The sequence below is a fragment of the Micromonospora sp. NPDC093277 genome (assembly GCF_044765245.1).
Lineage (GTDB): Bacteria > Actinomycetota > Actinomycetes > Mycobacteriales > Micromonosporaceae > Micromonospora.
Map to the genome: position 1 here is coordinate 292,157 of NZ_JBIWJO010000003.1, position 22,102 is coordinate 314,258.

21 protein-coding genes are annotated in these 22,102 nt (G+C 73.4%); 18 read left to right on the forward strand and 3 right to left on the reverse strand.

Going from position 1 to position 22,102, the window contains the following annotated elements; genetic code table 11:
- Window positions 1–26 precede the first annotated feature (26 nt).
- From ACIRG9_RS09290 to ACIRG9_RS09300, 3 genes are read right to left on the reverse strand one after another with little or no spacing between them, the layout of a single operon-like run.
- Window positions 27–734, reverse strand: coding sequence for a TVP38/TMEM64 family protein (locus ACIRG9_RS09290; RefSeq protein WP_402852594.1), 708 nt, complete (start codon window positions 732–734; stop codon window positions 27–29).
- Window positions 731–1,453: a type 1 glutamine amidotransferase gene (locus ACIRG9_RS09295; protein ID WP_402852597.1), complete on the reverse strand. Its 723-nt coding sequence runs from the start codon at window positions 1,451–1,453 to the stop codon at window positions 731–733. The genes ACIRG9_RS09290 and ACIRG9_RS09295 overlap by 4 nt, the downstream gene beginning before the upstream one ends.
- A complete protein-coding gene (locus ACIRG9_RS09300) occupies window positions 1,443–2,690 on the reverse strand; it encodes a MurT ligase domain-containing protein (protein ID WP_402853071.1) in 1,248 nt (415 codons plus the stop codon). The genes ACIRG9_RS09295 and ACIRG9_RS09300 overlap by 11 nt, the downstream gene beginning before the upstream one ends.
- Before the next feature lie 355 nt (window positions 2,691–3,045).
- On the opposite strand from ACIRG9_RS09300, the gene mraZ reads away from it, so the two are divergent.
- The 18 genes from mraZ to ACIRG9_RS09390 all read left to right on the forward strand — a co-directional run bounded on the left by mraZ (window position 3,046) and on the right by ACIRG9_RS09390 (window position 22,083).
- Entirely contained in the window at window positions 3,046–3,477 is a 432-nt protein-coding gene (gene mraZ, locus ACIRG9_RS09305) for a division/cell wall cluster transcriptional repressor MraZ (protein WP_402852599.1), read from the forward strand.
- Between the two features lie 207 nt (window positions 3,478–3,684).
- The gene (rsmH, locus tag ACIRG9_RS09310) at window positions 3,685–4,794 is read left to right on the forward strand and encodes a 16S rRNA (cytosine(1402)-N(4))-methyltransferase RsmH (RefSeq protein ID WP_402853074.1); all 1,110 of its coding nucleotides are present in this window, start codon (window positions 3,685–3,687) and stop codon (window positions 4,792–4,794) included.
- The gene (locus ACIRG9_RS09315; RefSeq protein ID WP_402852602.1) at window positions 4,791–5,384 is read left to right on the forward strand and encodes a hypothetical protein; all 594 of its coding nucleotides are present in this window, start codon (window positions 4,791–4,793) and stop codon (window positions 5,382–5,384) included. Before rsmH ends, ACIRG9_RS09315 begins: the two co-directional genes overlap by 4 nt.
- Before the next feature lie 3 nt (window positions 5,385–5,387).
- Window positions 5,388–7,601, forward strand: a complete 2,214-nt coding sequence (locus tag ACIRG9_RS09320) for a peptidoglycan D,D-transpeptidase FtsI family protein (RefSeq protein WP_402852605.1) — start codon at window positions 5,388–5,390, stop codon at window positions 7,599–7,601.
- A 52-nt stretch (window positions 7,602–7,653) separates the two neighbouring features.
- On the forward strand, window positions 7,654–9,219 hold the full coding sequence (locus ACIRG9_RS09325) for a UDP-N-acetylmuramoyl-L-alanyl-D-glutamate--2,6-diaminopimelate ligase (protein ID WP_402852607.1): 1,566 nt from the start codon (window positions 7,654–7,656) through the stop codon (window positions 9,217–9,219).
- Window positions 9,216–10,613 (forward strand): UDP-N-acetylmuramoyl-tripeptide--D-alanyl-D-alanine ligase, encoded by a 1,398-nt coding sequence (murF, locus tag ACIRG9_RS09330; RefSeq protein ID WP_402852610.1) that lies wholly within the window; start codon window positions 9,216–9,218, stop codon window positions 10,611–10,613. The genes ACIRG9_RS09325 and murF overlap by 4 nt, the downstream gene beginning before the upstream one ends.
- The gene (gene mraY / locus ACIRG9_RS09335) at window positions 10,610–11,734 is read left to right on the forward strand and encodes a phospho-N-acetylmuramoyl-pentapeptide-transferase (RefSeq protein WP_402852613.1); all 1,125 of its coding nucleotides are present in this window, start codon (window positions 10,610–10,612) and stop codon (window positions 11,732–11,734) included. The genes murF and mraY overlap by 4 nt, the downstream gene beginning before the upstream one ends.
- Before the next feature lie 232 nt (window positions 11,735–11,966).
- The gene (locus ACIRG9_RS09340) at window positions 11,967–13,382 is read left to right on the forward strand and encodes an FtsW/RodA/SpoVE family cell cycle protein (RefSeq protein WP_402853077.1); all 1,416 of its coding nucleotides are present in this window, start codon (window positions 11,967–11,969) and stop codon (window positions 13,380–13,382) included.
- Window positions 13,382–14,488 (forward strand): undecaprenyldiphospho-muramoylpentapeptide beta-N-acetylglucosaminyltransferase, encoded by a 1,107-nt coding sequence (gene murG, locus ACIRG9_RS09345; protein ID WP_402852616.1) that lies wholly within the window; start codon window positions 13,382–13,384, stop codon window positions 14,486–14,488. Before ACIRG9_RS09340 ends, murG begins: the two co-directional genes overlap by 1 nt.
- A 31-nt stretch (window positions 14,489–14,519) precedes the next feature.
- A complete protein-coding gene (gene murC, locus ACIRG9_RS09350; RefSeq protein WP_402852619.1) occupies window positions 14,520–16,007 on the forward strand; it encodes a UDP-N-acetylmuramate--L-alanine ligase in 1,488 nt (495 codons plus the stop codon).
- Entirely contained in the window at window positions 16,004–16,822 is an 819-nt protein-coding gene (locus ACIRG9_RS09355; protein WP_402852622.1) for a cell division protein FtsQ/DivIB, read from the forward strand. Before murC ends, ACIRG9_RS09355 begins: the two co-directional genes overlap by 4 nt.
- A 242-nt stretch (window positions 16,823–17,064) precedes the next feature.
- The gene (gene ftsZ, locus ACIRG9_RS09360; protein ID WP_402852625.1) at window positions 17,065–18,180 is read left to right on the forward strand and encodes a cell division protein FtsZ; all 1,116 of its coding nucleotides are present in this window, start codon (window positions 17,065–17,067) and stop codon (window positions 18,178–18,180) included.
- Window positions 18,181–18,189: 9 nt separating this feature from the next.
- Window positions 18,190–18,936, forward strand: coding sequence for a YggS family pyridoxal phosphate-dependent enzyme (locus ACIRG9_RS09365; protein ID WP_402852627.1), 747 nt, complete (start codon window positions 18,190–18,192; stop codon window positions 18,934–18,936).
- A gap of 195 nt (window positions 18,937–19,131) precedes the next feature.
- Window positions 19,132–19,839, forward strand: a complete 708-nt coding sequence (locus ACIRG9_RS09370) for a cell division protein SepF (RefSeq protein ID WP_402852630.1) — start codon at window positions 19,132–19,134, stop codon at window positions 19,837–19,839.
- 28 nt (window positions 19,840–19,867) lie between these two features.
- Window positions 19,868–20,173 carry a YggT family protein gene (locus tag ACIRG9_RS09375; protein WP_091122170.1) on the forward strand — a complete coding sequence of 102 codons (306 nt, stop codon included), beginning with the start codon at window positions 19,868–19,870 and terminating at the stop codon, window positions 20,171–20,173.
- A gap of 41 nt (window positions 20,174–20,214) precedes the next feature.
- Complete coding sequence (locus ACIRG9_RS09380; protein WP_402852634.1) at window positions 20,215–21,027, forward strand: DivIVA domain-containing protein; 813 nt, start codon at window positions 20,215–20,217, stop codon at window positions 21,025–21,027.
- Window positions 21,028–21,100: 73 nt separating this feature from the next.
- Entirely contained in the window at window positions 21,101–21,772 is a 672-nt protein-coding gene (locus ACIRG9_RS09385) for a hypothetical protein (RefSeq protein WP_402852637.1), read from the forward strand.
- A gap of 2 nt (window positions 21,773–21,774) precedes the next feature.
- The gene (locus tag ACIRG9_RS09390) at window positions 21,775–22,083 is read left to right on the forward strand and encodes a DUF167 domain-containing protein (RefSeq protein WP_402852640.1); all 309 of its coding nucleotides are present in this window, start codon (window positions 21,775–21,777) and stop codon (window positions 22,081–22,083) included.
- Window positions 22,084–22,102: the final 19 nt, after the last annotated feature.

A 22,102-nucleotide genomic window follows, 5' to 3' on the forward strand; every position in this document is an offset into this window, starting at 1 on the left:
GGCGCCCGGGTGGGGCGCCCCGGCGCTCAGCTCGTGGCTGGGCGGTGGCGGCGTTCGGCGCGCCACCAGCTGTGGATGATGACCACGCTGGCGATCAGGCCGAGGCTGGCCGGCGCGGCGGCGTACCAGTTGATCTGGCCGGGGGAGGTGACGGCCGCGCCGATCGCCGCGTACCCGACGGCGGTGGGGACGGAGGCGATCACGCTGCCGGCCAGGAACGGCAGCATCCGCACCCCGGTGGTGCCGTAGCCGTAGCTGACCAGCCCGAACCCGGCGATCGGCAGCAGCCGTACGGTGATCACCCCGAGCACGCTCTGCCGCGCGAACCAGCCGTCCAGCCGGGCCAGCCGGCCACGGACCCGCTCGGCCACGAACTCCCGCCCCAGCAGGCGGCCGACCGTGAAGCCGAGCGCGGCCGCGAGCAGCGCCGCGCCGAGGGCGTACCCGGCGCCCGCCAGCGGCCCGAAGATCGCGCCCGCGGCGAGCGTGACCAAGGTGCGCGGGACGAGTGCCACCATCAGCAGCGCCCCGCCCAGGACCGCCGCGACCGGGGCGTACCCGCCGAGGGAGAGGGCGAGCCGGGGCAGGTCGGCCGGATCCGGCCGGGGTACCAGCAGCAGGACCACGGCGCACCCGGTGAGCAGCAGGAGCAACAGCCCGAACCGGCGCGCGGGCGGCTGCCGGAGCAGCGCGACGAACCGGCCCGCGACGGGCCGTCGGGCGGTGGGGATCACACCCGGGCGGCGGCGGCCACCGCGGTGCGACGCTCGGACCGGAGCCGGTCGGCCCAGGTGTCGTCGATCGCGGGCAGCTGGTGGATGCCGGTCGCCCAGCGCAGCAGCAGGTCGGCCAGGGCCGGGTTGCGGGCCAGCGCCGGGCCGTGCGAGTAGGTGCCGAGCAGCTTGCCCCGCCAGGCGCCCTCGGTCACCCCGTCGTTGCCGACCCCGGTGGTGACCCGGGCCAGCGGTGACACCCCCGGCCCGAGGCGGGTCCGCCCGCCGTGGTTCTCGAAGCCGGTCAGGTACGGGATGCCCAGCCGCCCGTCGACGTCGCCGGCCAGCTCCCCGACGGCCCGGGTGGGCCCCCGGTCGGAGGAGATGTCCAGCAGCTCCAGCCCCCGGTACTGGGTGCCCTTGGCGAAGAAGGACGTGCCGAGGAGTTGGTAGCCGGCGCAGACGCCGAACACCACCGAGCCCTGGGCCACCGCCCGGTGCAGGCCGCCGTCGGCGATCAGCCGCTGCGCGCCCAGCGCCTGCGGGCCGTCCTCGCCGCCGCCGACCAGGTAGATGTCGGCGGTGGCGGGCAGCTTCTGGTCGGAGCGGACCTCCAGCACCTCGACCGGCATGCCGCGCAGCTGGGCTCGCCGGGCCAGGATCAGGGCGTTGCCCCGGTCGCCGTAGGTGGACAGCAGGTCGGGATAGATCCAGACGATGCGCAGGCTCTCAGTTGACACGGTCCAGCTCCGCTCGGATGTCCTGGAAGGCGGTGTAGTTGGCGATGACCTCCAGCCGGCCCGGTGGCACCGACCGGACCGCCTCGTCGAAGCCGCGTACGTGCTGGAACGGCACGCCGTTGACGTCGAGCCGGACGGCCAGGTCGTACGCCCGGTCGCCGGTGATCAGCACCTGACGGCCGCGCAGCGGCGCGAAGTCGACGTCGAAGAGCCAGGAGGTGTCCAGCCCGTCGGGGTCGCGCGCGTTGATGGAGAGCAGTGTCGGCGCCTCGTCGGCCATGTCGAACGCCTCCAGCCAACTGGCCGGGTTCTTGGCCAGCAGCAGCCGGATGTTGCGCCCGTCCCGGTCGACCTGGGCGTAGCGGCCGGCGACCGAGGTGACCGTGCCGAGCCGGGAGACCGCGTCCACCGGCCGTACGCCGAACTCGGCGGCGACCGCGAGGGCGGTGGCCGCGTTGCCCAGATTCACCTTGCCGGGAAGCTGGAGCTGCACCTTGTGCCAGGCGCCGGTGGGGTCGAGCACGCCGTCGTCCTCGATGATCCACTGCGGCTGCGGGCGGCGCAGGGGGCAGCCCGTGCACCACCACTGCTCACCGGAACGCTGGATGGTGGAACCGCACTCGGGGCAGACCCACGAGTCGTCGTGCCAGCGCTGGCCGGCGCTGAACCAGGTGACGTGCGGCGGGACGTGGCCCTGGGCCGGGTCGGCCGGCGGCGTGGCGGCCCAGACCACCATCGGGTCGTCGGCGTTGGCGACCACCCGGACGTCGGGGTGCCGGACCAGCGCGGCGCGCCAGAGCTGCGCCATCATGGCGACCTCCTTGGCCCGGTCGAGCTGGTCGCGGGAGAGGTTGAGCAGGGCCACCACGTGCGGTTCGGTGGCCTCCAGCACCTGCGCGAGGTAGTGCTCGTCGACCTCCAGCACCGCGTACGGGGTGCTGCCGGCCTTGGCCAGCGCCGAGGTGTGGCCGGTGGGCATGTTGGCGCCGAAGGAGTTGGTGGCGACTCGGCCGAGGACCCCGACGGCGGCAGTGGTGAGCCGGGTGGTGGTGGTCTTGCCGTTGGTGCCGGAGACCAGCGCGATGGCGCGGCCGGCCGAGAGGTGTGCCAGCAGGTCAGGGTCGATCTTGAGGCCGATCCAGCCGCCGATAACCGAGCCGTCGCCACGGCCCGCGGCCCGGGACAGCGCCGCCGCGGTGCGCGACACGGAGCTGGCCACCTTCGCCCGCAGGGGCATTTTCGCGTCCGTCACGCGAGCGAGGTTACCGGACCCCGGCGCACGTCAGATCGTTGCCGACGGCGAACCGTTCGGGTGGGAACGCCCGGCGGACGGCCAGCGCACGTTGGACCGGATGGAGTCGATCAATGTCGGGTAGCGGACGCGCCCTGTGGGCGGCCCGCACCCTCCACTCCCCTCCACCCCCTTTGACGTGCGCTTTTGCGCGCGGAAACGCCGCGCCACGCGGGCGTTTCTGGTTGCAGGTGGAGGGAAGTGGAGTAGAGTGGGGCGCGATGGTGGGGCCGGGAGGGCCGCACCGGCCCGGGGGGTCAGCGGCGCCGCGAACGCCGCTCAGGGCGAGGGGGTTGGGCCGATGTTTCTCGGCACCCACACTCCGCGCCTGGACGACAAAGGCCGGTTGATTCTCCCGGCGAAGTTCCGGGATGAGCTGGCGGGGGGTGTCGTGATCACCAAAGGGCAGGAGCGCTGCCTCTACGTCTTCCCGATGCCCGAGTTCCAGCGGATCGCGGACCAGTTGCGCGCGCAGCCGATGACGAGCAAGACGGCCCGGGCCTACAGCCGGGTCTTCTTCGCCAGCGCGCACGACGAGGTGCCGGACAAGCAGGGGCGGGTAACCATCCCCGCGCACCTGCGCTCGTACGCCGCGCTGGACCGCGACCTGGTCGTGATCGGCGCGAGTACCCGGGTGGAGATCTGGGACAAGACGGCCTGGGAGGCCTACCTCACGGAGAGCGAAGACGACTTCGCCGACATCGAGGAGGGGGTGCTGCCCGGCGGTCTGTAGGGCGTGACGACGCCCGACGTACTGCGAGATCTCCAGCCGCTTTCGAGTTCCTGGCACCCCTTCCCCGGTGCCAGGCGCACGATCCGATCGGAGGGCCGCGGCCTCCGGCGGGCGGGGAGCGGATGGGGATCTGGCGGTATGGCGGGGCGTCGTGGCGTCGACGGACGCGACATGGATGGAAGTTGGTTTCAACCGGTGGGGGTCGACATGGGGGAGCTACGCGGCACGCACGTGCCGGTACTGCTCGAGCGGTGTCTCGAGTTGCTGGCCCCCGCGCTGGGGCAGAACCGACGTACCGTCCACGTCGACGCGACGCTGGGCCTGGCCGGGCACGCCGAGGCGGTGCTCGTCGCACACCCGAACACGGTGCTGATCGGCCTGGACCGGGACACCGAGGCCCTGGCCCACGCCCGGGTCCGGCTGGCCCGGTTCGCCGACCGGATCCACCTCGAGCACGCCGTCTATGACGAACTGCCCGATGTGCTGCACCGGCTCGGGTATCCGGCGATCGACGGGGTGCTGTTCGACCTGGGCGTGTCTTCGCTGCAACTCGACGCGCCCGACCGCGGGTTCGCGTACGCGCAGGACGCGCCGCTGGACATGCGGATGGACCAGACCCGGGGGGTGACCGCCGAGGAGGTGGTCAACACCTACTCCCACCCGGACCTGGCCCGGGTGCTGCGGGTGTACGGCGAGGAGAAGTTCGCCGGGAAGATCGCCTCGGCGATGATCCGGGAGCGCGAGCGGGGCCGGATCACCTCGTCGGCGCGACTGGCCGAACTGGTCCGGGAGAGCATTCCGGCACCAGCCCGGCGAACCGGGGGACACCCGGCAAAGAGAACGTTTCAGGCTTTACGGATCGAGGTAAACCGGGAACTGGTGGCGTTGGAGACGGCGCTGCCGGCCGCACTCGACAAGCTCGCCGTGGGCGGTCGCGCGGTGATCCTGTCCTACCACTCGTTGGAGGACCGGCTCACCAAGCAGGCGCTCGCCGACCGGGTCCGCAGCAAGGGCCCGGTCGACCTTCCGGTCGAACTGCCCGGGTCGGGCCCGACGTTCCGGCTGCTCAGCCGGGGTGCCGAGCTTCCCGGTGAGGCGGAGGTCGCCGCGAACCCGCGGGCCGCCTCGGTGCGGCTGCGGGCCGCCGAGCGGCTCGACCCGGAGGCGGCCCGGCAGGGGCGTACCGACCGCGAACGGTACCGCCGCCGCGTGAAGGCGATGCACCAACCGGGGACAGGGGCGCCGGGATCCGGTTCGGATCCCGGCTCGGCCCCGGGGGACGGCAACGGGACGGACGAAGAGGGGGAGGGAACATGAACGTCAATCAGCGCGACGGCCGGGACGCCGTCGGGCAGCGCGCACCGCGGTCGGGGGGCCGGACCACGGCGCAGCGCACCACGCAGGCCGCGACGGCGGGGACCGACCGGCTCGACCGCCGGGAGGAAACTCGCGCCCGGGGGGCGCGCGAGTTCCCCACCCAGGGCAGCGCCGCGCTGCGGCCGGCCGGGGGGACCCGGAAGACCGATACGACGGCGCCGCGGCTGCGGGTCGCCCCGCCGCCGCCGGTCTCCGTGCCTCAGGCGCCGTTCGTCGGCCTGATCCTGGTGCTGGTGGTCGGTGGGGTGCTCGGCATCCTGGCGGTCAACACGAAGATCAACGAGAACGCGTTCAAGCTGGAGCGGCTGCAGCAGCAGCAGGCCAAGCTCGACGTCGACCAGCAGCAGCTGGAGAAGGAGATCGCCGACCAGAAGGCCCCGGGCAACCTGACCGCCAACGCTCGCAAGATCGGACTGGTCGAGTCGGGCGAGCTGGCGTACATCCGGCTGCCGGACGGGAAGGTCATCGGCGTGCCGCACCCGGCGGAGGGCGCGCCCGCCATCACCAGCCAGCAGGGCAACGGAGGCTGAGCGGTGCCGCCGAGATCGGAGGATCCGCGCCGGGACGCCACGGGCTCCCGGCGCGGCTCGTCCCGGGGCGGTCGGGGCGCCGACCCCCGCTCCGGTGAGCCAGGGGTCGGCGGGATCTCCGACGCGCGGGCGTACACGCCCCGGGGGCGGACCATCCGGGAGGGGGGCGGCACGGCCCGGACCGGGGGCGCCGAGCAGCGGCGTACCCCGCGCGTCGGCCGCTCCGGCGACCCGTTCCGTCCGGCCTTGCAGGTGCTCGACGGCGGCCGGGCCGGGGCGACCCGCACGGGCCGCCGGGAGGCCCCTGCGGGCGGCCGGAGCGGTGTGGTGCGGACCGTGTCGGCCAGGCCGGTGCGGGAGCCGTTCGACGACGACGAGCCGCCGCGCCGCCGGCCAGGCCCGCGCCGCCCGGAGCGGCCCGCCGCCGCCCGGCGGCCGGTCCGCAAGCCGCGCCGCCCGCCGAAGCTCGCCGACCCGCGTCGCCGGCTGCGGCTCGGCACGCTGCTCGCCCTGGCGCTCTTCAGCACCATCGGCATCCGGCTGGTCTACCTCCAGACCGTGGACACCCCGGCGTACGCCGACGGCGGGCTCGCCAACCGGCTCAGGGTGGTCGAGCTGCCGGCCCCGCGCGGGGCCATCTACGACCGGAGCGGCGCCCCGCTGGCGCACAGCGTCGAGGCGCGCTACGTCTACGCCGACCCGCCCAGGGTCAAGGACCGGCTCGCCGCCGCGAAGCTGCTCTCCCCGCTGCTCGGGGTGCCGGTCTCCGACCTGGCCGAGCGGATGAAGGAGCGCACCCTTCCCGGCACCACCACGAAGTCCCGCTTCGAGTACCTGGCCCGCGGCGTCGACATCGACAAGGCCAAGCAGATCATGGCCCTGGAGCTGGACGGCATCGGCACGAACCGGGACGAGCGGCGTGAGGTGCCCGGCGGCGACCTGGCCGCCAACCTGATCGGCTTCACCAGCCAGGACATGAACGGCCTGGAGGGTCTCGAAGCGAAGTACGACGACCTGCTGCGGGGACAGCCCGGCCGGAAGCGGTACGAGGCCGGGCGGGGTGACCTGGCCGCACCGATCCCGGGCGGATTCAGCCAGACCACCCAGCCCAGGCCGGGCAGCTCCCTGGAGCTGACCGTCGACCGCGACCTGCAGTTCCAGACCCAGCGCATCCTGTCCGCCCAGATGGCCCAGACCCGGGGCAGCGTCGGCGCGGCGGTGATCCTGGACTGCTCCACCGGCGAGGTGCTGGCCCAGGCGAGCTACCCCGGCTACAGTGCGGCCGCCCCGACGAAGGTCAACTCGCCGGCCGACCGGGAGGACGCGGCCACCAGCTTCGTGGTCGACCCGGGCTCGATCCACAAGGCGATCACCTACGGCGCCGCCCTCCAGGAGGGGGTGATCACCCCGGACACCGCCTTCCCGGTGGCCAACACGATCACCAAGGGCGACGTGACCTTCAGGGACACCCATCCGGCCAACGGGCAGCGGATGAGCATCCCCGGCATGCTGGCCTTCTCCTCCAACGTCGGGACGATCGAGATCGCCGGACAGCTGGGCCGGGACCGCCTGATCGACTACCAGAAGCGGTTCGGGCTGGGGCAGCGCACCGGCGAGGGCATGCCCGGGGAGGCATCCGGACGGCTGCTTCCCGCCAAGGAGTGGAGCGGGTCGTCGTACGGGTCGGTGCCGATCGGGCACAGCGTCGACGCCACCCCGTTGCAGATGGCCGCCGCGTACACCGCGATCGCCAACGACGGAACCTACATCCAGCCGCACCTGATCAAGGCGACGATCGACCCGAAGGGGAAGCGGACCCCGGCCGCCGCCCCGCGCACCTGGCCGGTGCTCAGCCCGCAGAACGCGGCCGCGCTCCGGCGCATGCTGGAGGCGGTCACCACGATCGACGGCCCGGACGGGCGGGCCACCGGCCTGGCCGCCGCCGTCCCCGGCTACCGGGTGGCCGGCAAGACCGGCACCGGGTCCCGGTACGCCGACGGCAAGCTCCAGCCCGGCGAGGTCGGCTCGTTCATCGGGATGGCACCGGCCGAGAAGCCGAGGTACGTGGTGGCGGTCTTCGTGTGGAGCCCGGGCGGCGAGGGCGGCGCGGTGGCCGCACCGGCCTTCCGCGAGATGATGGGTTTCACTCTCCACCACTACCGGGTGCCGCCGTCGGCGACCGACAAGTCGCCCAAGTTCGAGGTCTTTCCGCGCTGAGCGGGCACGGAGGGACATCATCGGTGAGTGGCGACGAACCACCGGGGCGGCTGTGCGGTCGGGACCGGACGACCGGGTAGGGTCTGACGCCGTGCCCGGCAATCCACGTCCCCGTACCGTGAATCCCGTCCGGCTCGGCGACCTCGCCGCCCGGGTGGCCGCCACACCGCCCGAGGGGGCCGGCGCCGGCGTGACCGTCACCGGGGTGACCCACGCCAGCCAGGAGGTCCGACCCGGCGACCTCTACGCGGCCCTGCCCGGCGCCCGCCGGCACGGCGCGGAGTTCGTCACCGGCGCGGCCGAGGCCGGCGCGGTGGCCGTGCTCACCGACCCGGCCGGCGTCGAGCTGGCCGGCGCCGCGGGCCTGCCCGTGCTGGTGGTGGACGACCCCCGGGCGGTGCTCGGCGAGATCGCCGCCACCGTCTACGGAGATCCCACCGCCGGACTGCTGGTGATCGGGGTGACCGGCACCGCCGGCAAGACCTCCACCAGCTACCTGATCGAGGCCGGGCTGCGCGCCGCCGGGCACACCACCGGCCTGATCGGCACGGTGGAAACCCGCCTGGGTGACCTGGTCATCGACAGCGTGCGGACCACCCCGGAGGCGACCGACCTGCACGCCATGCTCGCCGTGGCCCGGGAGCGCGGGGTCGACGCGGTGGTGATGGAGGTGTCCAGTCACGCCCTGGCCATGGGCCGGGTCGGCGGGGTCCGGTTCACCGTCGGCGGCTACACCAACTTCGGCTCCGACCACCTGGACTTCCACGCGGACGAGGCGGACTACTTCGCGGCCAAGGCGAAGCTCTTCGACGGGCGCTGCCAGGTCGAGGTGCTCAACCACGACGACCCGGCGCTGCGACCGCTGATGAAGCCGGCCACCGTGACCTATTCGGCGGCCGGCGACCCGAACGCCGCCTGGTGGGCCGACGGCGTCGACGGCGAGGGCTACGCCCAGCGCTTCACCGTGCACGGCCCGGACGGGCTGACCCTGCCCACGGGCGTGGCGCTGCCCGGTCGGCACAACGTGGCCAACGCGTTGCTCGCCATCGCGATCCTGGTCGCCGCCGGGGTCGATCCGGCCACCGCCGCGACCGGGGTGGCCGGCTGCGGCGGCGTGCCCGGCCGGCTGGAACTGGTCAGCGGCGACGCGCCGGTCCGGGGCGTGGTCGACTACGCGCACAAGGCGAACGCCATCGAGGCCGTCCTGCGGGCCCTGCGCGGCCTGACCGCCGGCCGGCTGATCTGCGTGGTGGGCGCCGGCGGTGACCGGGACCGGGGCAAGCGACCGATCATGGGTGCCGCCGCGGCGGAGGGCGCCGACGTGGTGCTGGTGACCGACGACAACCCGCGCACCGAGGACCCGGCCGCGATCCGGGCCGAGGTGCTGGCCGGCGCGTACGCGGCGGACACCGGCGCGCGGATCGTCGAGGTGTCCGGCCGGCGGGCCGCGATCGAGGAGGCGGTCCGGGTGGCCGAACCGGGTGACGTGGTGGCGCTGCTGGGCAAGGGGCAGGAACGCGGTCAGGAGATCGACGGCGAGGTGCTGCCGTTCGACGACCGGGTGGAGCTGGCGGAGGCGCTGCGCGCCCGGTTCGGTGACCTGGTGGGGCAGCGATGATCCCGCTGAGCCTGGCCGAGGTCGCGACGGCCGTCGGCGGGCGGTTGGTCGCCGCCGACCCGGACGCCCGGGTCACCGGCACGGTGGAGTTCGACTCCCGCAAGGTCACCCCGGGCGGGCTCTTCGTCGCCTTCCCCGGCGAGCAGGTGGACGGGCACGACTACGCCGCCGCCGCGGTGGCCGCCGGCGCGGTGGCCGTGCTCGGCACCCGCGAGGTGCCCGGGGTGCCGATGGTGCTGGTCGGGGACGCGCTGGACGCGATGGGGCGGCTGGCCCGGGTGGTGGTGGACCGGCTGTCCGGGCTGACCGTGATCGGGCTGACCGGTTCCTCCGGCAAGACCACCACCAAGGACCTGATCGCCCAGCTCGCCGCCCGGCTCGGCCCGACGGTGGCGCCGCCCGGCTCGTTCAACAACGAGCTGGGGCACCCGTACACCGCGTTGCAGGCCGGTCCGGAGACCCGCTACCTGGTGATGGAGAAGGGTGCCCGCGGGGTGGGGCACGTCCGCTACCTGTGTGAGGTGGTGCCGCCGCGGATCTCGGTGGTGCTCAACGTCGGGGTGGCGCACATCGGCGAGTTCGGCTCGGTGGAGACCATCGCCCTGGCCAAGGGGGAGCTGGTCGAGGCGCTGCCCGCCGACGGGCTGGCCGTGCTGAACGCCGACGACCCCCTGGTCGACGCGATGGCCACGCGTACCGAGGCCCGGGTGGTCCGGTACGGCGAGGCGGAGCGGGCCGACGTGCGGGCGGTGGACGTGACGCTGGACGCGCGGGGGCGGGCGTCGTACACCCTGGTGACGCCGGAGGGGAGTGCGCCGGTGCGGCTCGGGCTGACCGGGCGGCACCAGGTCTCCAACACCCTCGCCGCCGCTGCGGTCGCCCGTGAGCTGGGAATGCCTCTGGCCGAGCTGGCCGCCGCGCTGGGCGAGCTGGGCCTGGTCTCCACCCGGCGGATGGACGTTTTCGAGCGCCCCGACGGGGTGACCGTGATCGACGACTCGTACAACGCCAACCCGGCCTCGATGACCGTCGCGCTGCGGTCGCTGGCCAGCATGGGGGGGTCGGGGCGTACCGTCGCGGTGCTCGGCTACATGGCCGAGCTGGGCGACTTCGAACGAGAGGGGCACCAGCAGGTCGGTCGGCTCGCGGCCGAACTGGGTGTCGACCGGCTGCTCGTGGTGGGCGAGCCGGCGGCGCCGATCCACGAAGGCGCCACAGCGGTAAGTGACTGGGGAGGAGAGTCGGTGCTGCTCACCGATCAGGCGGCGGCCGTCGAGGTGCTGCGGAGTGAACTGCGTCCAGGGGACGTGGTCCTGGTGAAGGGCTCCCGGTACCGCACCTGGGAGGTGGCCGACGCGCTGCGCGCGGCCGCCGGGAACGGGGCCGCCTCATGAGGGCGGTGATCGTCGCCATCGGGGTCGCCTTTGTGATCTCACTTCTCTGCACCCCGATCGCGATCAAGGTCTTCACCCGGCTCAAGGCCGGGCAGCCGATCCGGGCCGAGGGCCCGGCGATGCACCAGGGCAAGAAGGGCACGCCGACCATGGGCGGCGTGGTCTTCATCCTGGCCACGGTGATCGCGTACGTCGCCGGTCACCTGGCCCTGACCACCCTGCCGGACATGCAGATCGCCCAGGTCGAGCCGACCATCACGGCGCTGGTGCTGCTGGGGCTGATGGTGTTCTCCGGCGCGGTCGGCTTCATCGACGACTTCCTGAAGGTGCGCAAGCGGCACAGCGGTGGCCTGAACAAGCGGGGCAAGCTGGCCGGCCAGATCCTGGTCGGCGCGGTCTTCGGCGTGGTCGCGCTCTACTTCCCGAGCACCATGTACGACGCCCACGGCAACCGGACCAACGCCGAGACGGTGGGCAGCACCACGCTGAGCTTCATCCGGGACATCCCCGCGCTGGAGATCGGAAAGATCGGTGCGGTGATCGTCATCGTCCTGGTCGTGATGGCCGCGACCAACGGGGTGAACCTCACCGACGGCCTGGACGGCCTGGCCACCGGCGCGTCGGTGATGGTGCTCGCCGCGTACGGGTTGATCGCCTTCTGGCAGTACCGGCACTGGTGTGCCGACCCGAACTACACCGAGGCGTACTGCTACACGGTCCGGGATCCGCTGGAGATCGCCCTGATCGCCGGCGCGGCGGCGGGTGCCTGCGTCGGTTTCCTCTGGTGGAACACCTCGCCGGCCCGGATCTTCATGGGCGACACCGGCGCGCTCGGCCTGGGCGGCCTGATCGCCGGCATGGCGATGTCCACCCGGACCATCCTGCTGCTGCCGATCATCGGGGCGTTGTTCGTGATCATCACGATGTCGGTGGTGATCCAGATCATCTCGTTCCGGACCACCGGCAAGCGGGTGTTCCGGATGTCGCCGCTGCAGCACCACTTCGAGCTGGCCGGCTGGAGCGAGGTCAACATCGTGGTCCGGTTCTGGATCATCGCCGGCATCGGCGTGGCCATCGCGCTGGGCCTGTTCTACAGCGAGTTCCTCGCCGCGGTCACCTGACCTGGCGTCACGGAGGGGTCTTTCGGTGTCGCCGGGGACCCCTCCGCTCCCGTTCCGACACGCCGACCGGGCGGTTGCGCCACGGGCGGGCGGGCCGAGCCGCGATGATGAGCGGGTGGGGGAGGGACGAGACACCGAGGGGACCAACGACGCGCCGGCTCGCCGGCCACCCGGCGCGGCCCGGACGGCGGACCCGCCGGCCCCGCTGCTCGGGTGGGACGCCGCCGGCGGGCTGGCCGCGCTGCGCGGCCTGCTGGACCGGCCGCTGGCCTCCTACTACCTGCTGCTCTCCAGCGCCGGCCTGCTGCTGCTGATCGGCCTGACCATGGTCTTCTCGACCACCAGCGTGCGGGATTTCGCGCAGGACGGCGACGCGTCCGCGTCGCTGGTCAAGCAGGCGGTCTACGCGGTGATCGGCATCGTGGCGTTCTGGGCCTGCCAGCGGCTGCCCGCCGGCAGCTTCCGGGCGCTGGCCCGGCCGATGCTCGGCGTGGCGGTGGTGCTGCTGCTGATCCTCAACCTGCTGGTCGCGCTGGAGGCGCTGTTCGGGGTCAAGTCGATCGGCCCGCTCACGGCCTGGCTGCTCTGGCTGCACCTCGGTCCGATCTCGGTGCAGCCCGCCGAGGTGGCCAAGTTCGCGCTGGTGCTCTGGGGTGCGCACGTGCTGGCCCGCAAGGGTGCCACGCTGGGCTGGTGGAAGGAACTGGCCACCCCGCTGTTCCCGGTGGTCGGCCTGCTCTTCGTGCTCGTCGGCTACAACGACCTGGGCAGCATGCTCTGCCTGCTGGCCCTGGTGGTCGGGCTGCTCTGGGCGGCCGGCGTGCGAACGCGGGTTTTCGCCGCCCTCTCCGCGGTCGGCCTGGCCGGCGTCGGCCTGCTGGTCGCCGCCGCCTCGCTGGGTGCCGGCTCGGGCTCGCGTGACGCCGACAACTACCGGCTGGGCCGGCTCACCTCGTTCGTGAATCCGCCCGACCCGAAAGTCTGCTTCGAGGAGCAGTTGCAGAACTGCTACCAGCTCGTCCAGGCCCGCTACGCGGTCCAGCACGGCGGCTGGTTCGGGGTCGGCCTGGGCAAGAGCACCTTCAAGTGGGACTGGCTGCCCGAGGCGCACAACGACTTCATCTTCGCGATCGTCGCCGAGGAACTGGGTGTGGTCGGTTGCACCGTGCTGCTGGTGCTCTTCGCCGTGCTGGCGTACACCGGGCTGCGGATCGCCCGGCGGGTGGAGGACCCGTTCCGCCGGCTCGCCGCGGCGGGCGTCACGGCCTGGCTGGTCGGCCAGGCGGTGATCAACATCGGCGGGGTCACCGGCCTGCTGCCGCTGACCGGCGTGCCGCTGCCGTTCATCTCCGACGGCGGCAGCGCCCTGGTGGTGACCCTCGCGGCGGTCGGCATGCTCGCCTCCTTCGCCCGCGCCGAGCCGGACGCGGCCCGAGCCCTGCATGCCCGTCCACCGGCCCGATGGGTCCGACTAGTGTGGGCCCCGTTGCCGCCGCTTCCCGGCCGGCGCCGCCGGCCGGCGTCGCCACCCCCGGACCGCGGGTCCGTACCCCGGTCCCGGACGCGGCGGGCCGACGACCAGGCCGCAGCCCGCGGCCCCCGGCCGGGCCGGACGCGCGCCGGCACGGCGAGCGAGAGGAGACGCTGATGGGTCCGCTGCGTTCGGTGGTGCTCTGCGGAGGCGGTACGGGTGGGCACATCTACCCGTTGCTGGCCTTCGCCGACTGCCTTCGCCGACACGACCCGAGCGTCCAGATCACCTGCCTCGGCACACCCAAGGGACTCGAGAACGAGCTGATCCCGCCGGCCGGCTACGACCTGCGGCAGATCCCGGCCTACCAGCTGCCCCGCTCGGTCAACATGAACCTGGTCCGCACCCCGGACCGGATGTGGAAGGCGGCCCGCGCGGCGGGCAAGGTGATCGACGAGGTGCAGGCCGACGTCGTGGTCGGCTTCGGTGGGTACGTCTCGGTGCCCGGTTACCTGGCCGCGTGGCGGCGCGAGCTGCCGATCGTGATCCACGAGGTGAACGTGCCGCCGGGCGTGGCCAACCGGCTCGGGATGAAGTTCACCAAGAACATCGCGGCCGGCTTCCCGCACCAGCCGTCGCAGGCGGAGTCGCTGCGCGACGCCCGGGTGGTCGGGGTGCCGTTGCGGCGGGGGATCGCCGGCCTGGACCGGGCCGCGATGCGCAACGCCGCCCGGGCCCACTTCGGACTCCGCCCCGACCTGCCGGTGCTCTTCGTCGCCGGCGGCTCGCAGGGCGCCCGCTCGATCAACCTGGCGGTCTCCGGGGCGGCCAAGGAGCTGGCCCGCAACGGGGTGCAGGTGCTGCACGTCATCGGCGCGCGCAACGAGCCGATCTCCGTCCCCTCCGACCTGCCGGTGCCGTACGTGACCCTGCCCTATCTGTCCGAGATGGAGCTGGGCTACGCCGCCGCCGACCTGATGCTGGCCCGGGGCGGCGCGATGACCTGCGCCGAGGTGGCCGCGATCGGCCTGCCCACCATCTACGTCCCGTACCCGCACAGCAACCAGGAGCAGAAGCGCAACGCGCTGCCCGTGGTGGAGGCCGGTGGGGGGCTGCTCGTCGACGACGCCGAGCTGACCCCGTCCTGGCTGGAGCGCACCGTGATCCCGCTGGTCCGGGATCCGCGGCGGCTCGCCGCGATGGGCTCGGCCGCGGCCGCGTACGGCCGGCGCGACGGCGACGTGGCCCTGCTGAACTTCGTCTACGAGGCGGTGTCCCGGTGATGCCGGCCGCCGCGACGGGAAGGTACCACTCATGAACACCGCGCAGTTCACTCCCGCCGGCACGACGACCGCGGAGGACCTGGGCCGGATCCACCTGATCGGGGTGGGCGGGGTCGGCATGAGCGGCCTGGCCCGGCTCTTCCTCACCCGGGGTCTGCCGGTCTCCGGCAGCGAGCTGCGGGAGTGGCCGTCCCTGGCCGGCCTGCGGGCGCTGGGCGGCACCATCCACATGACCCACGAGACGGCCAACCTGGACGGTGTGGACACCGTGGTCTACTCCTCGGCGATCCCGCAGGACCACCTGGAGATGGTCGAGGCGCGCCGGCGCGGGCTGCGGGTGCTGCACCGCTCCGAGGCCCTGGCCGCGGCGATGACCGGCCGGCGGACGGTGGCGGTCGCCGGCACGCACGGCAAGACCACCACCACGTCGATGGTCACCATGGTGCTCCAGCAGGCCGGCACCGACCCGTCCTTCGTGATCGGCGGGGAGATCTCCGAGGTCGGCTCCGGCGCGCACCACGGCACCGGGGAGTACTTCGTGGTCGAGGCGGACGAGAGCGACCGCTCGTTCCTCATCTACCGCCCGTACGTCTCGATCATCACGAACATCGAGGCGGACCACCTCAACACCTACGGTGACCTGGCCAGCCTGGAGGCGGCGTTCGCCGACTTCGCCCGGCTCACCGACCCTGACGGGTTCATCGTCACCTGCGCCGACGACCCGGGCGGCCGGCGGCTGGCCGAGACGCTGCGGGCCGAGGGGCGCCGGGTCTGGACGTACGGCGAGTCGCCCGACGCCGACCTGCGGCTGAGCGGGATGGCCTCGTCCGCCCAGGGCGTGCGCTACCTGGCCGAGATCGACGGCCGGTCGCTGGGCGAGATCCGGCTGCCGGTGCCGGGGCGGCACATGGGGCTCAACAGCGCCTCGGCGGTGCTCGCCGCGTACCTGCTGGAGCTGCCGGTCGAGGCGGCCGAGGCGGCGCTGGGGGCGTTCCCCGGCGTGCGGCGGCGCTTCGAGCGCAAGGGTGTCGCGGACGGTGTGCTGGTCTACGACGAGTACGCGTACCACCCGACCTCGATGACGCTGGCCCTGCAGACGCTGCGCGAGGTGGCCGGCGAGGGCCGGCTGATCGTGGTCTTCCAGCCGTACCGGCTCTACCGCACCCGGGACCTGCTGGCGGAGATGGCCGCCGCCCTCGGCATCGCCGACGAACTGGTGCTGCTGGAGGTGTTCGGCCCGGGCGAGCTGCGCCAGCCGGGTGAGGGCTCGGTCGCGCTGGTCGGGGCGGTGCCGCTGCCGGCCGACCGGAAGGTCTTCGTCGAGGCGTGGGACGACGTGCCCGCCGAGGTGGTGCGCCGGGCCCGGCCCGGCGACGTCGTGGTGACCATGGGCGCCCCGCCGATCTCGCTGATGGGTGACCAACTGCTCGACGCCCTGCTGGCCCGTACCGCGGCGGGCGACGCGGCGGCGGTCGGCACCGGCGTCGGCCCGGACGGCGCGGCGACCGCGGCCGGATGAGCCCCGGCCCGGCCCGCGGCCGGACCCGCGGCCAGGACGGCGGGGCCGGCCGGCGCAACCCGGTGCGGCGGTGGCAGCTGGTGCGGGCCGGCGCGGACGCGGTGCCGCCGTCCACCCGGCGGTTCATGGCCCGGGCCCGGCGGCGCCGGATGCGGGCGGCGCTGCCCTGGGCGGTCACCGTCGCCGTGCTCGTCCTCGCCGGGCTGGTCGCCTGGACCGTGTTCGGCACCGGCCTGTTGGGCGTGCGCGAGGTACGGGTGGTTGGCGCGCGGCTGGTCACCCCGGTCGAGGTACGCGACGCCGCGGCTGTCCCGGACGACACGCCGCTGGCGCGGGTGGACCTGGCGTCGACCGCCCGGCGGGTCGGCACGCTCGCCCCGGTCGAGCGGGTCACGGTGGAGCGGGACTGGCCGTCCGTCCTGGTGATCCGGGTGGTGGAGCGCACGCCCGCGGCGGCGGTCCCGCGGGGCGACGGGTACGCGGTGATCGACCGTACGGGCGTCGTTTTCCAGACCGTGCCCCGGCTTCCGGACGGGTTGCCGGTGGTCCGGGTCGACCAGCCGGCGCCGGAGGACCCGGGCACCCGGGCCGGGCTGGCGGTGCTCGCCGCGCTCGGCCCGCAGTTGCGCGCCGAGCTGGTCTCGGTGGACGTGGCCGGGCTGGCCCGGATCAGCCTGCGGCTGCGCAACGACCGGACGGTGGTATGGGGGGACGCCACCCGGGGCGCGGACAAGTCCAAGGTGGCCACCGCGCTGCTCGGTCGGAAGGCCGACACGATCGACGTCAGCGCACCGGACGTGGTCACTTTCCAGTGATCCGCCGGTCAGGAGAGTGAGCCGCCCCGCTCCGGCCGGCGACACGCCGAAAAGGTCCTTGGCTCATCGCGCAGCGGCGCATACGTTGCCCGGAAGAGATCAGTGGTTGACATAGCTCTAAGCCTCTAGTAGAGGGTGAGGGTTTCGGTCGTCGGCCTCGTCGGGCAAGCAATGCTCCACCGCTGGTCCGGCCAAGCCGTGTGGGGTCGGCCCATGCCAATCTCGAAGGGAAAGGACCGGAGATGACACCTCCGCACAACTACCTGGCGGTCATCAAGGTCGTCGGCATCGGGGGCGGCGGCGTCAACGCCGTCAACCGGATGATCGAGGTTGGGCTCAAGGGCGTCGAGTTCATCGCGATCAACACCGACGCGCAGGCGCTGCTGATGAGCGACGCCGACGTCAAGCTCGACGTCGGCCGGGAGCTGACCCGAGGGCTGGGCGCCGGCGCGAATCCGGACGTCGGCAAGAACGCCGCCGAGGACCACCGCGACGAGATCGAGGAGGTGCTCAAGGGCGCCGACATGGTCTTCGTGACCTGCGGCGAGGGCGGCGGCACGGGCACCGGCGGCGCGCCGGTGGTGGCGAACATCGCCCGCAAGCTCGGCGCGCTCACCATCGGTGTGGTCACCCGGCCGTTCTCGTTCGAGGGCAAGCGCCGCCAGGTGCAGGCCGAGGCGGGGATCGAGGAGCTGCGCAACCAGTGCGACACGCTCATCGTCATCCCGAACGACCGGCTGCTCGCGCTCGGCGACCGCAACATCTCCATGATGGACGCCTTCCGCACCGCCGACCAGGTGCTCCTTTCCGGTGTCCAGGGCATCACCGACCTGATCACCACCCCGGGTCTGATCAACCTGGACTTCGCCGACGTCAAGAGCGTCATGAGCGGCGCCGGCAGCGCGCTGATGGGCATCGGCAGCGCCCGGGGCGAGAACCGTGCCGTGGAGGCGGCCGAGGCGGCCATCTCCAGCCCGCTGCTGGAGCAGAGCATGGACGGTGCGCGCGGCGTGCTGCTCTCCATCGCCGGCGGCTCCGACCTGGGTCTGTTCGAGATCAACGACGCCGCGCAGCTGGTCACCGACGCGGCCCACCCGGACGCCAACATCATCTTCGGTGCGGTCATCGACGACGCGCTCGGCGACGAGGTGCGGGTGACCGTGATCGCGGCGGGCTTCGACGGGGGCGCGCCCGCGTACAAGGCGGTCGAGCCGAGCCGCAAGACCAACCAGAACCAGCCGGCCCAGCCGAGCACGCCGGTCACGCCGGCGACCACGATGGCCGCCCCGCAGCAGTCGCCGCGTCGGGTGCTCTTCGACGACGTCGACGTGCCCGACTTCCTCAAGAACGGGTCCTGAGCCGCACCGATGACCGACACACCTGTCCCGGTGCGACCCGACCGTCGCGCCGAGCTCGCGGCCGGGCTCGCCCGGGTACGCACGCGGATCGCCGACGCCTGCGCGGCCGCCGGCCGGGACCGCGGCGCGGTGACCCTGGTCGCGGTGACCAAGACGTATCCGGCCGGCGACGTGGTGGCCCTCGCCGGGCTCGGGGTGACCGACGTGGGGGAGAACCGCGACCAGGAGGCGGCGCCGAAGGCCGCCGAGGTGGCGGCGGCCGGGGCCGCGCCGCGCTGGCACTTCATCGGCCAGTTGCAGCGCAACAAGTGCCGGTCGGTGGTTCGGTACGCCGACGTCGTCCAGTCGGTCGACAGCGTGCGCCTGGCGGCGGCGCTCGACGCCGCCGCGGCGGCCGGCCGGGACCGGCCGCTGGAGGTGCTGGTGCAGTTGAGCGTCGACGGCGACCCGGCCCGGGGCGGGGCGCTGCCGGACTCGGCGGATCCCGACCGGGGGCTCGACCGGGTGGCCGAGGCGATCGCCGGCGGCGGGGCGCTGCGACTGGGTGGGCTGATGGCGGTGGCTCCGCTGGGCTGGGAGCCGGAACGCGCGTTCGCCCGGCTGGCGGCGGTGGCGCAACGGTTCCGCGGCCGGCATCCGGAGGCGACGGTGCTCTCGGCCGGGATGAGCGGCGACCTGGAGACCGCGATCGAATACGGCGCGACACATGTCCGCGTCGGCAGCGCGTTGCTCGGAATGCGTCCCACGCTGCGGTAGCCTGACCGCGAGAGAAGCAAATTACATCAGTGTGGTTAGGAGCGGCGTTCCCGCAGCCCGGGGGCCGTGGTGAGCGGACCGCGAACCGCTCGCCGGGGATTGCCGATCCGATCCGGTGGGCATGTTGGTGTCCACTCGTGATCAAGCGACACGGCACGGGGGCGCGTGCCGCACGGCGGACGGAAGGGCGCGGGGATGGGTGCACTGCGCAAGGCGGGGGTCTGGCTCGGGCTCGTCGAGGAGGACGACGAGCGGGCGTACGAGGACGGTGGCTACGACAAGGGTGGCTACCGGGACTCGCGCTACCGGTCGAGCCGGTACGCGGAGGAGTTCGCCGACGACGAGGACGACGAGTCCGAGGAGCCGCCGGTGAGCCGTTCCCGGGTCGGCGACCGTGGCCGGCTGTCCGAGCGCGCCACGAGCCGCGCCGTGGACACCGACCGGGGCGAGGTCGAGCGTGAGCGTGAGCGCCCGGAGCGGACCGAGCGGTCCAGTGTCCGGTCGATCACCCGTTCCGGCGGCGGCGAGACCTCCGGCGCGTTGACCTACCACACCCGGGACAACCTCGCCCTCGCGCCGCAGGCGCAGTCACGGGAGCGGGCGGTGGTGGCCGAGGAGGAGCAGCGCTACCAGATCACCACCCTGCACCCGACCACCTACCGCGAGGCGCGCACCATCGGTGAGCACTTCCGGGACGGCGTGCCGGTGATCATCAACCTCACCGAGATGGACGAGGCGGACGCCCGCCGGTTGGTGGACTTCGCCGCCGGGCTCGCCTTCGGGCTGCGGGGTACGATCGAGCGCGTGACCAACCGGGTGTTCCTGCTCTCGCCAGCGAACGTGCAGGTCACCGCGGAGGACAAGGCCAAGATCGCTGAGGGCGGCTTTTTCAGCCTGAGCTAGCCCGCTCGACCGAGGGACGTCGCCTGCCGTGTTGTCGATCCTGTTCCAGGTGCTCTACCTGCTCGCCTATCTCTTCCTGCTCGTGCTTTTAGCCCGTTTTGTCCTCAGCGCCGTGCTGGCCTACGGTCGCCGTTGGCAACCCGGGCGAGGTGCCTCGGCAGGACTGGAATTGGTGTGGAGCGTCACTGATCCGCCCCTACGCGCGTTGAGGCGGGTGATCCCACCACTGCGAATTGGTACCGTGAGCATCGACCTGGCCTCGCTTGTGCTCCTGGTTATCCTGTTCGTGCTGATGGAGCTCGTGTTTAGGCGGCTGTTCCTGGCTTTTGCCTGACCAGCGCGCTTTCGCGGCCGCAACTGACCCGAGGAGTTTCGATGCCGCTGACCCCGGCCGACGTCCACAACGTCGCCTTCAAAAAGCCGCCGATCGGTAAGCGGGGGTATGACGAGGAGGAGGTTGACGCCTTCCTGGACGAGGTCGAGCGCGAGCTCGCCCGTCTGATCGAGGAGAACAACGAGCTGCGCGCCCAGGTGGAGCGCGGCGGTCGGGGCGGCGCACCCGCCGGCCCCGGCGGCGACGCCCGGCTCGCGGCGGAGCTCAACGACGTCAAGGCCCAGCTCGACCGGGTGCAGCGGGACAAGGCGGCCGCCGAGCAGGCGGCCCGGGCGATGCAGGCCGAGCTGGAGCAGGTCCGCGCCCAGGGCGGCCCGGCCGCCGCCGCCACCGCCGCCGACGGCGAGCAGCAGGCGCTGCGGGTGCTGATGATGGCCCAGCGCACCGCCGACGACCACGTGTCGGACGCCCGTCGCGAGGCCGACCAGGTGCTCTCCGAGGCTCGCGCCAAGGCCGAGGAGGTCACCCGCGAGGCTCGCGCCAAGGCCGACGCCCTCGAGCGGGACGCCCGCCAGCGGCACCAGGAGGCCATGGGGGGCCTGGACGCCAAGCGCACCGCGCTGCAGAAGCACATCGAGGAGCTCAAGCAGTTCGAGCGCGAGTACCGCACCCGCCTCAAGGCGTACCTGGAGAGCCAGCTGCGTGACCTCGACGGTCGCGGGCAGGGCCTCGAGGCCGAGATCAACCGCGCCGAGGGCAGCCGCGCCGCCGGTGGCAGCAACGGCCTCGCCGCCGCCGGCCTCGCCGGCTCCTACGGCGGCGGTCGCGCCGGCTCGCTCGAGTCCGGCCGCTGATCCCGCCGTCGGTGGCCGTCGGTTGACGGCCGCGCCGACTGCGTAGACCGACACGACGCGGCGGGGGTGAGTCGTGATATTCGCCAGTGTCCTGCTCATCCTCGTCGCGGTCGTGCTCCTGGTGGTCGGTTTGGCCAGCGGGTCCAGCCCGCTGCTGACCACCTCCATCGCGGCCAGCCTGCTGGCCGCCGTGGCCCTCGTCGCGGGCGCCTGCCAGGCGGCCGCCAACCGGGGCACGGCGGACCGGACGACCGGCCCCCGCATCCGGACCGAACCGGCCGATACCCCGTACGGGGCCTGGCCCGGCGAGCCGGAGATTCCCGTTCAGCACATCCCGTCGACGGTCGCCGCCGGTGGGGACGGGTGGCGGCAACCGCCCGGCTCCCCGGTGGCCGACCCGAGCGAGCCGTCGGCCGCCGACCCGTACGCCCCTCCCGGCCAGCGGGAACCGTCCGACGTCGTCGGCGACGACCCGTCGCCCACCTCACCGGCCGGCGGAGAGCCGCTCGACGACGAGCCGCCCGCGCAATACGTGTCGCCGGCCGACATCGCCCGGCTGGCCCGGCTCGACGACCCGGTGCGGGTGGTCGACGGCCATCCCCGCTTCCACCTGCCCGGGTGTCCCCACGTGCCGGGCGGGGACGACGAGGTGCTGCCGGTCGCCGAGGCGGTCGGGCTCGGTTTCACCCCGTGCGCCCGCTGCGCGCCCGCCACCGCCCTGCTCGCCGACGCCGAGCCTGGTTGATCATGACTACCGTGGACGACACGCTCACCGTCGCCGTACGCGTGAAGCCCGGCGTATCCCGGGCCCGGGTCGGCGGACGACACGACGGCCCGCACGGGCCGGCCCTGGTCATCGCCGTGACCGCTCCCGCCGTGGACGGTCGCGCCACCGAGGCGGCCCGGCGGGCCCTCGCCGACGCCCTCGGCATCCGGCCGGCGGTGGTCTCCCTGCGCACCGGCGCGGCCAGTCGGGACAAGCTCTTCCTGGTCGAGCGCCCGGCTCCCGGGTTGTCCGAGGTACTGCGCCGGCTGCGGGACGGATCGGCCGAGTGAGGACTGCCCGGGCCGGCCG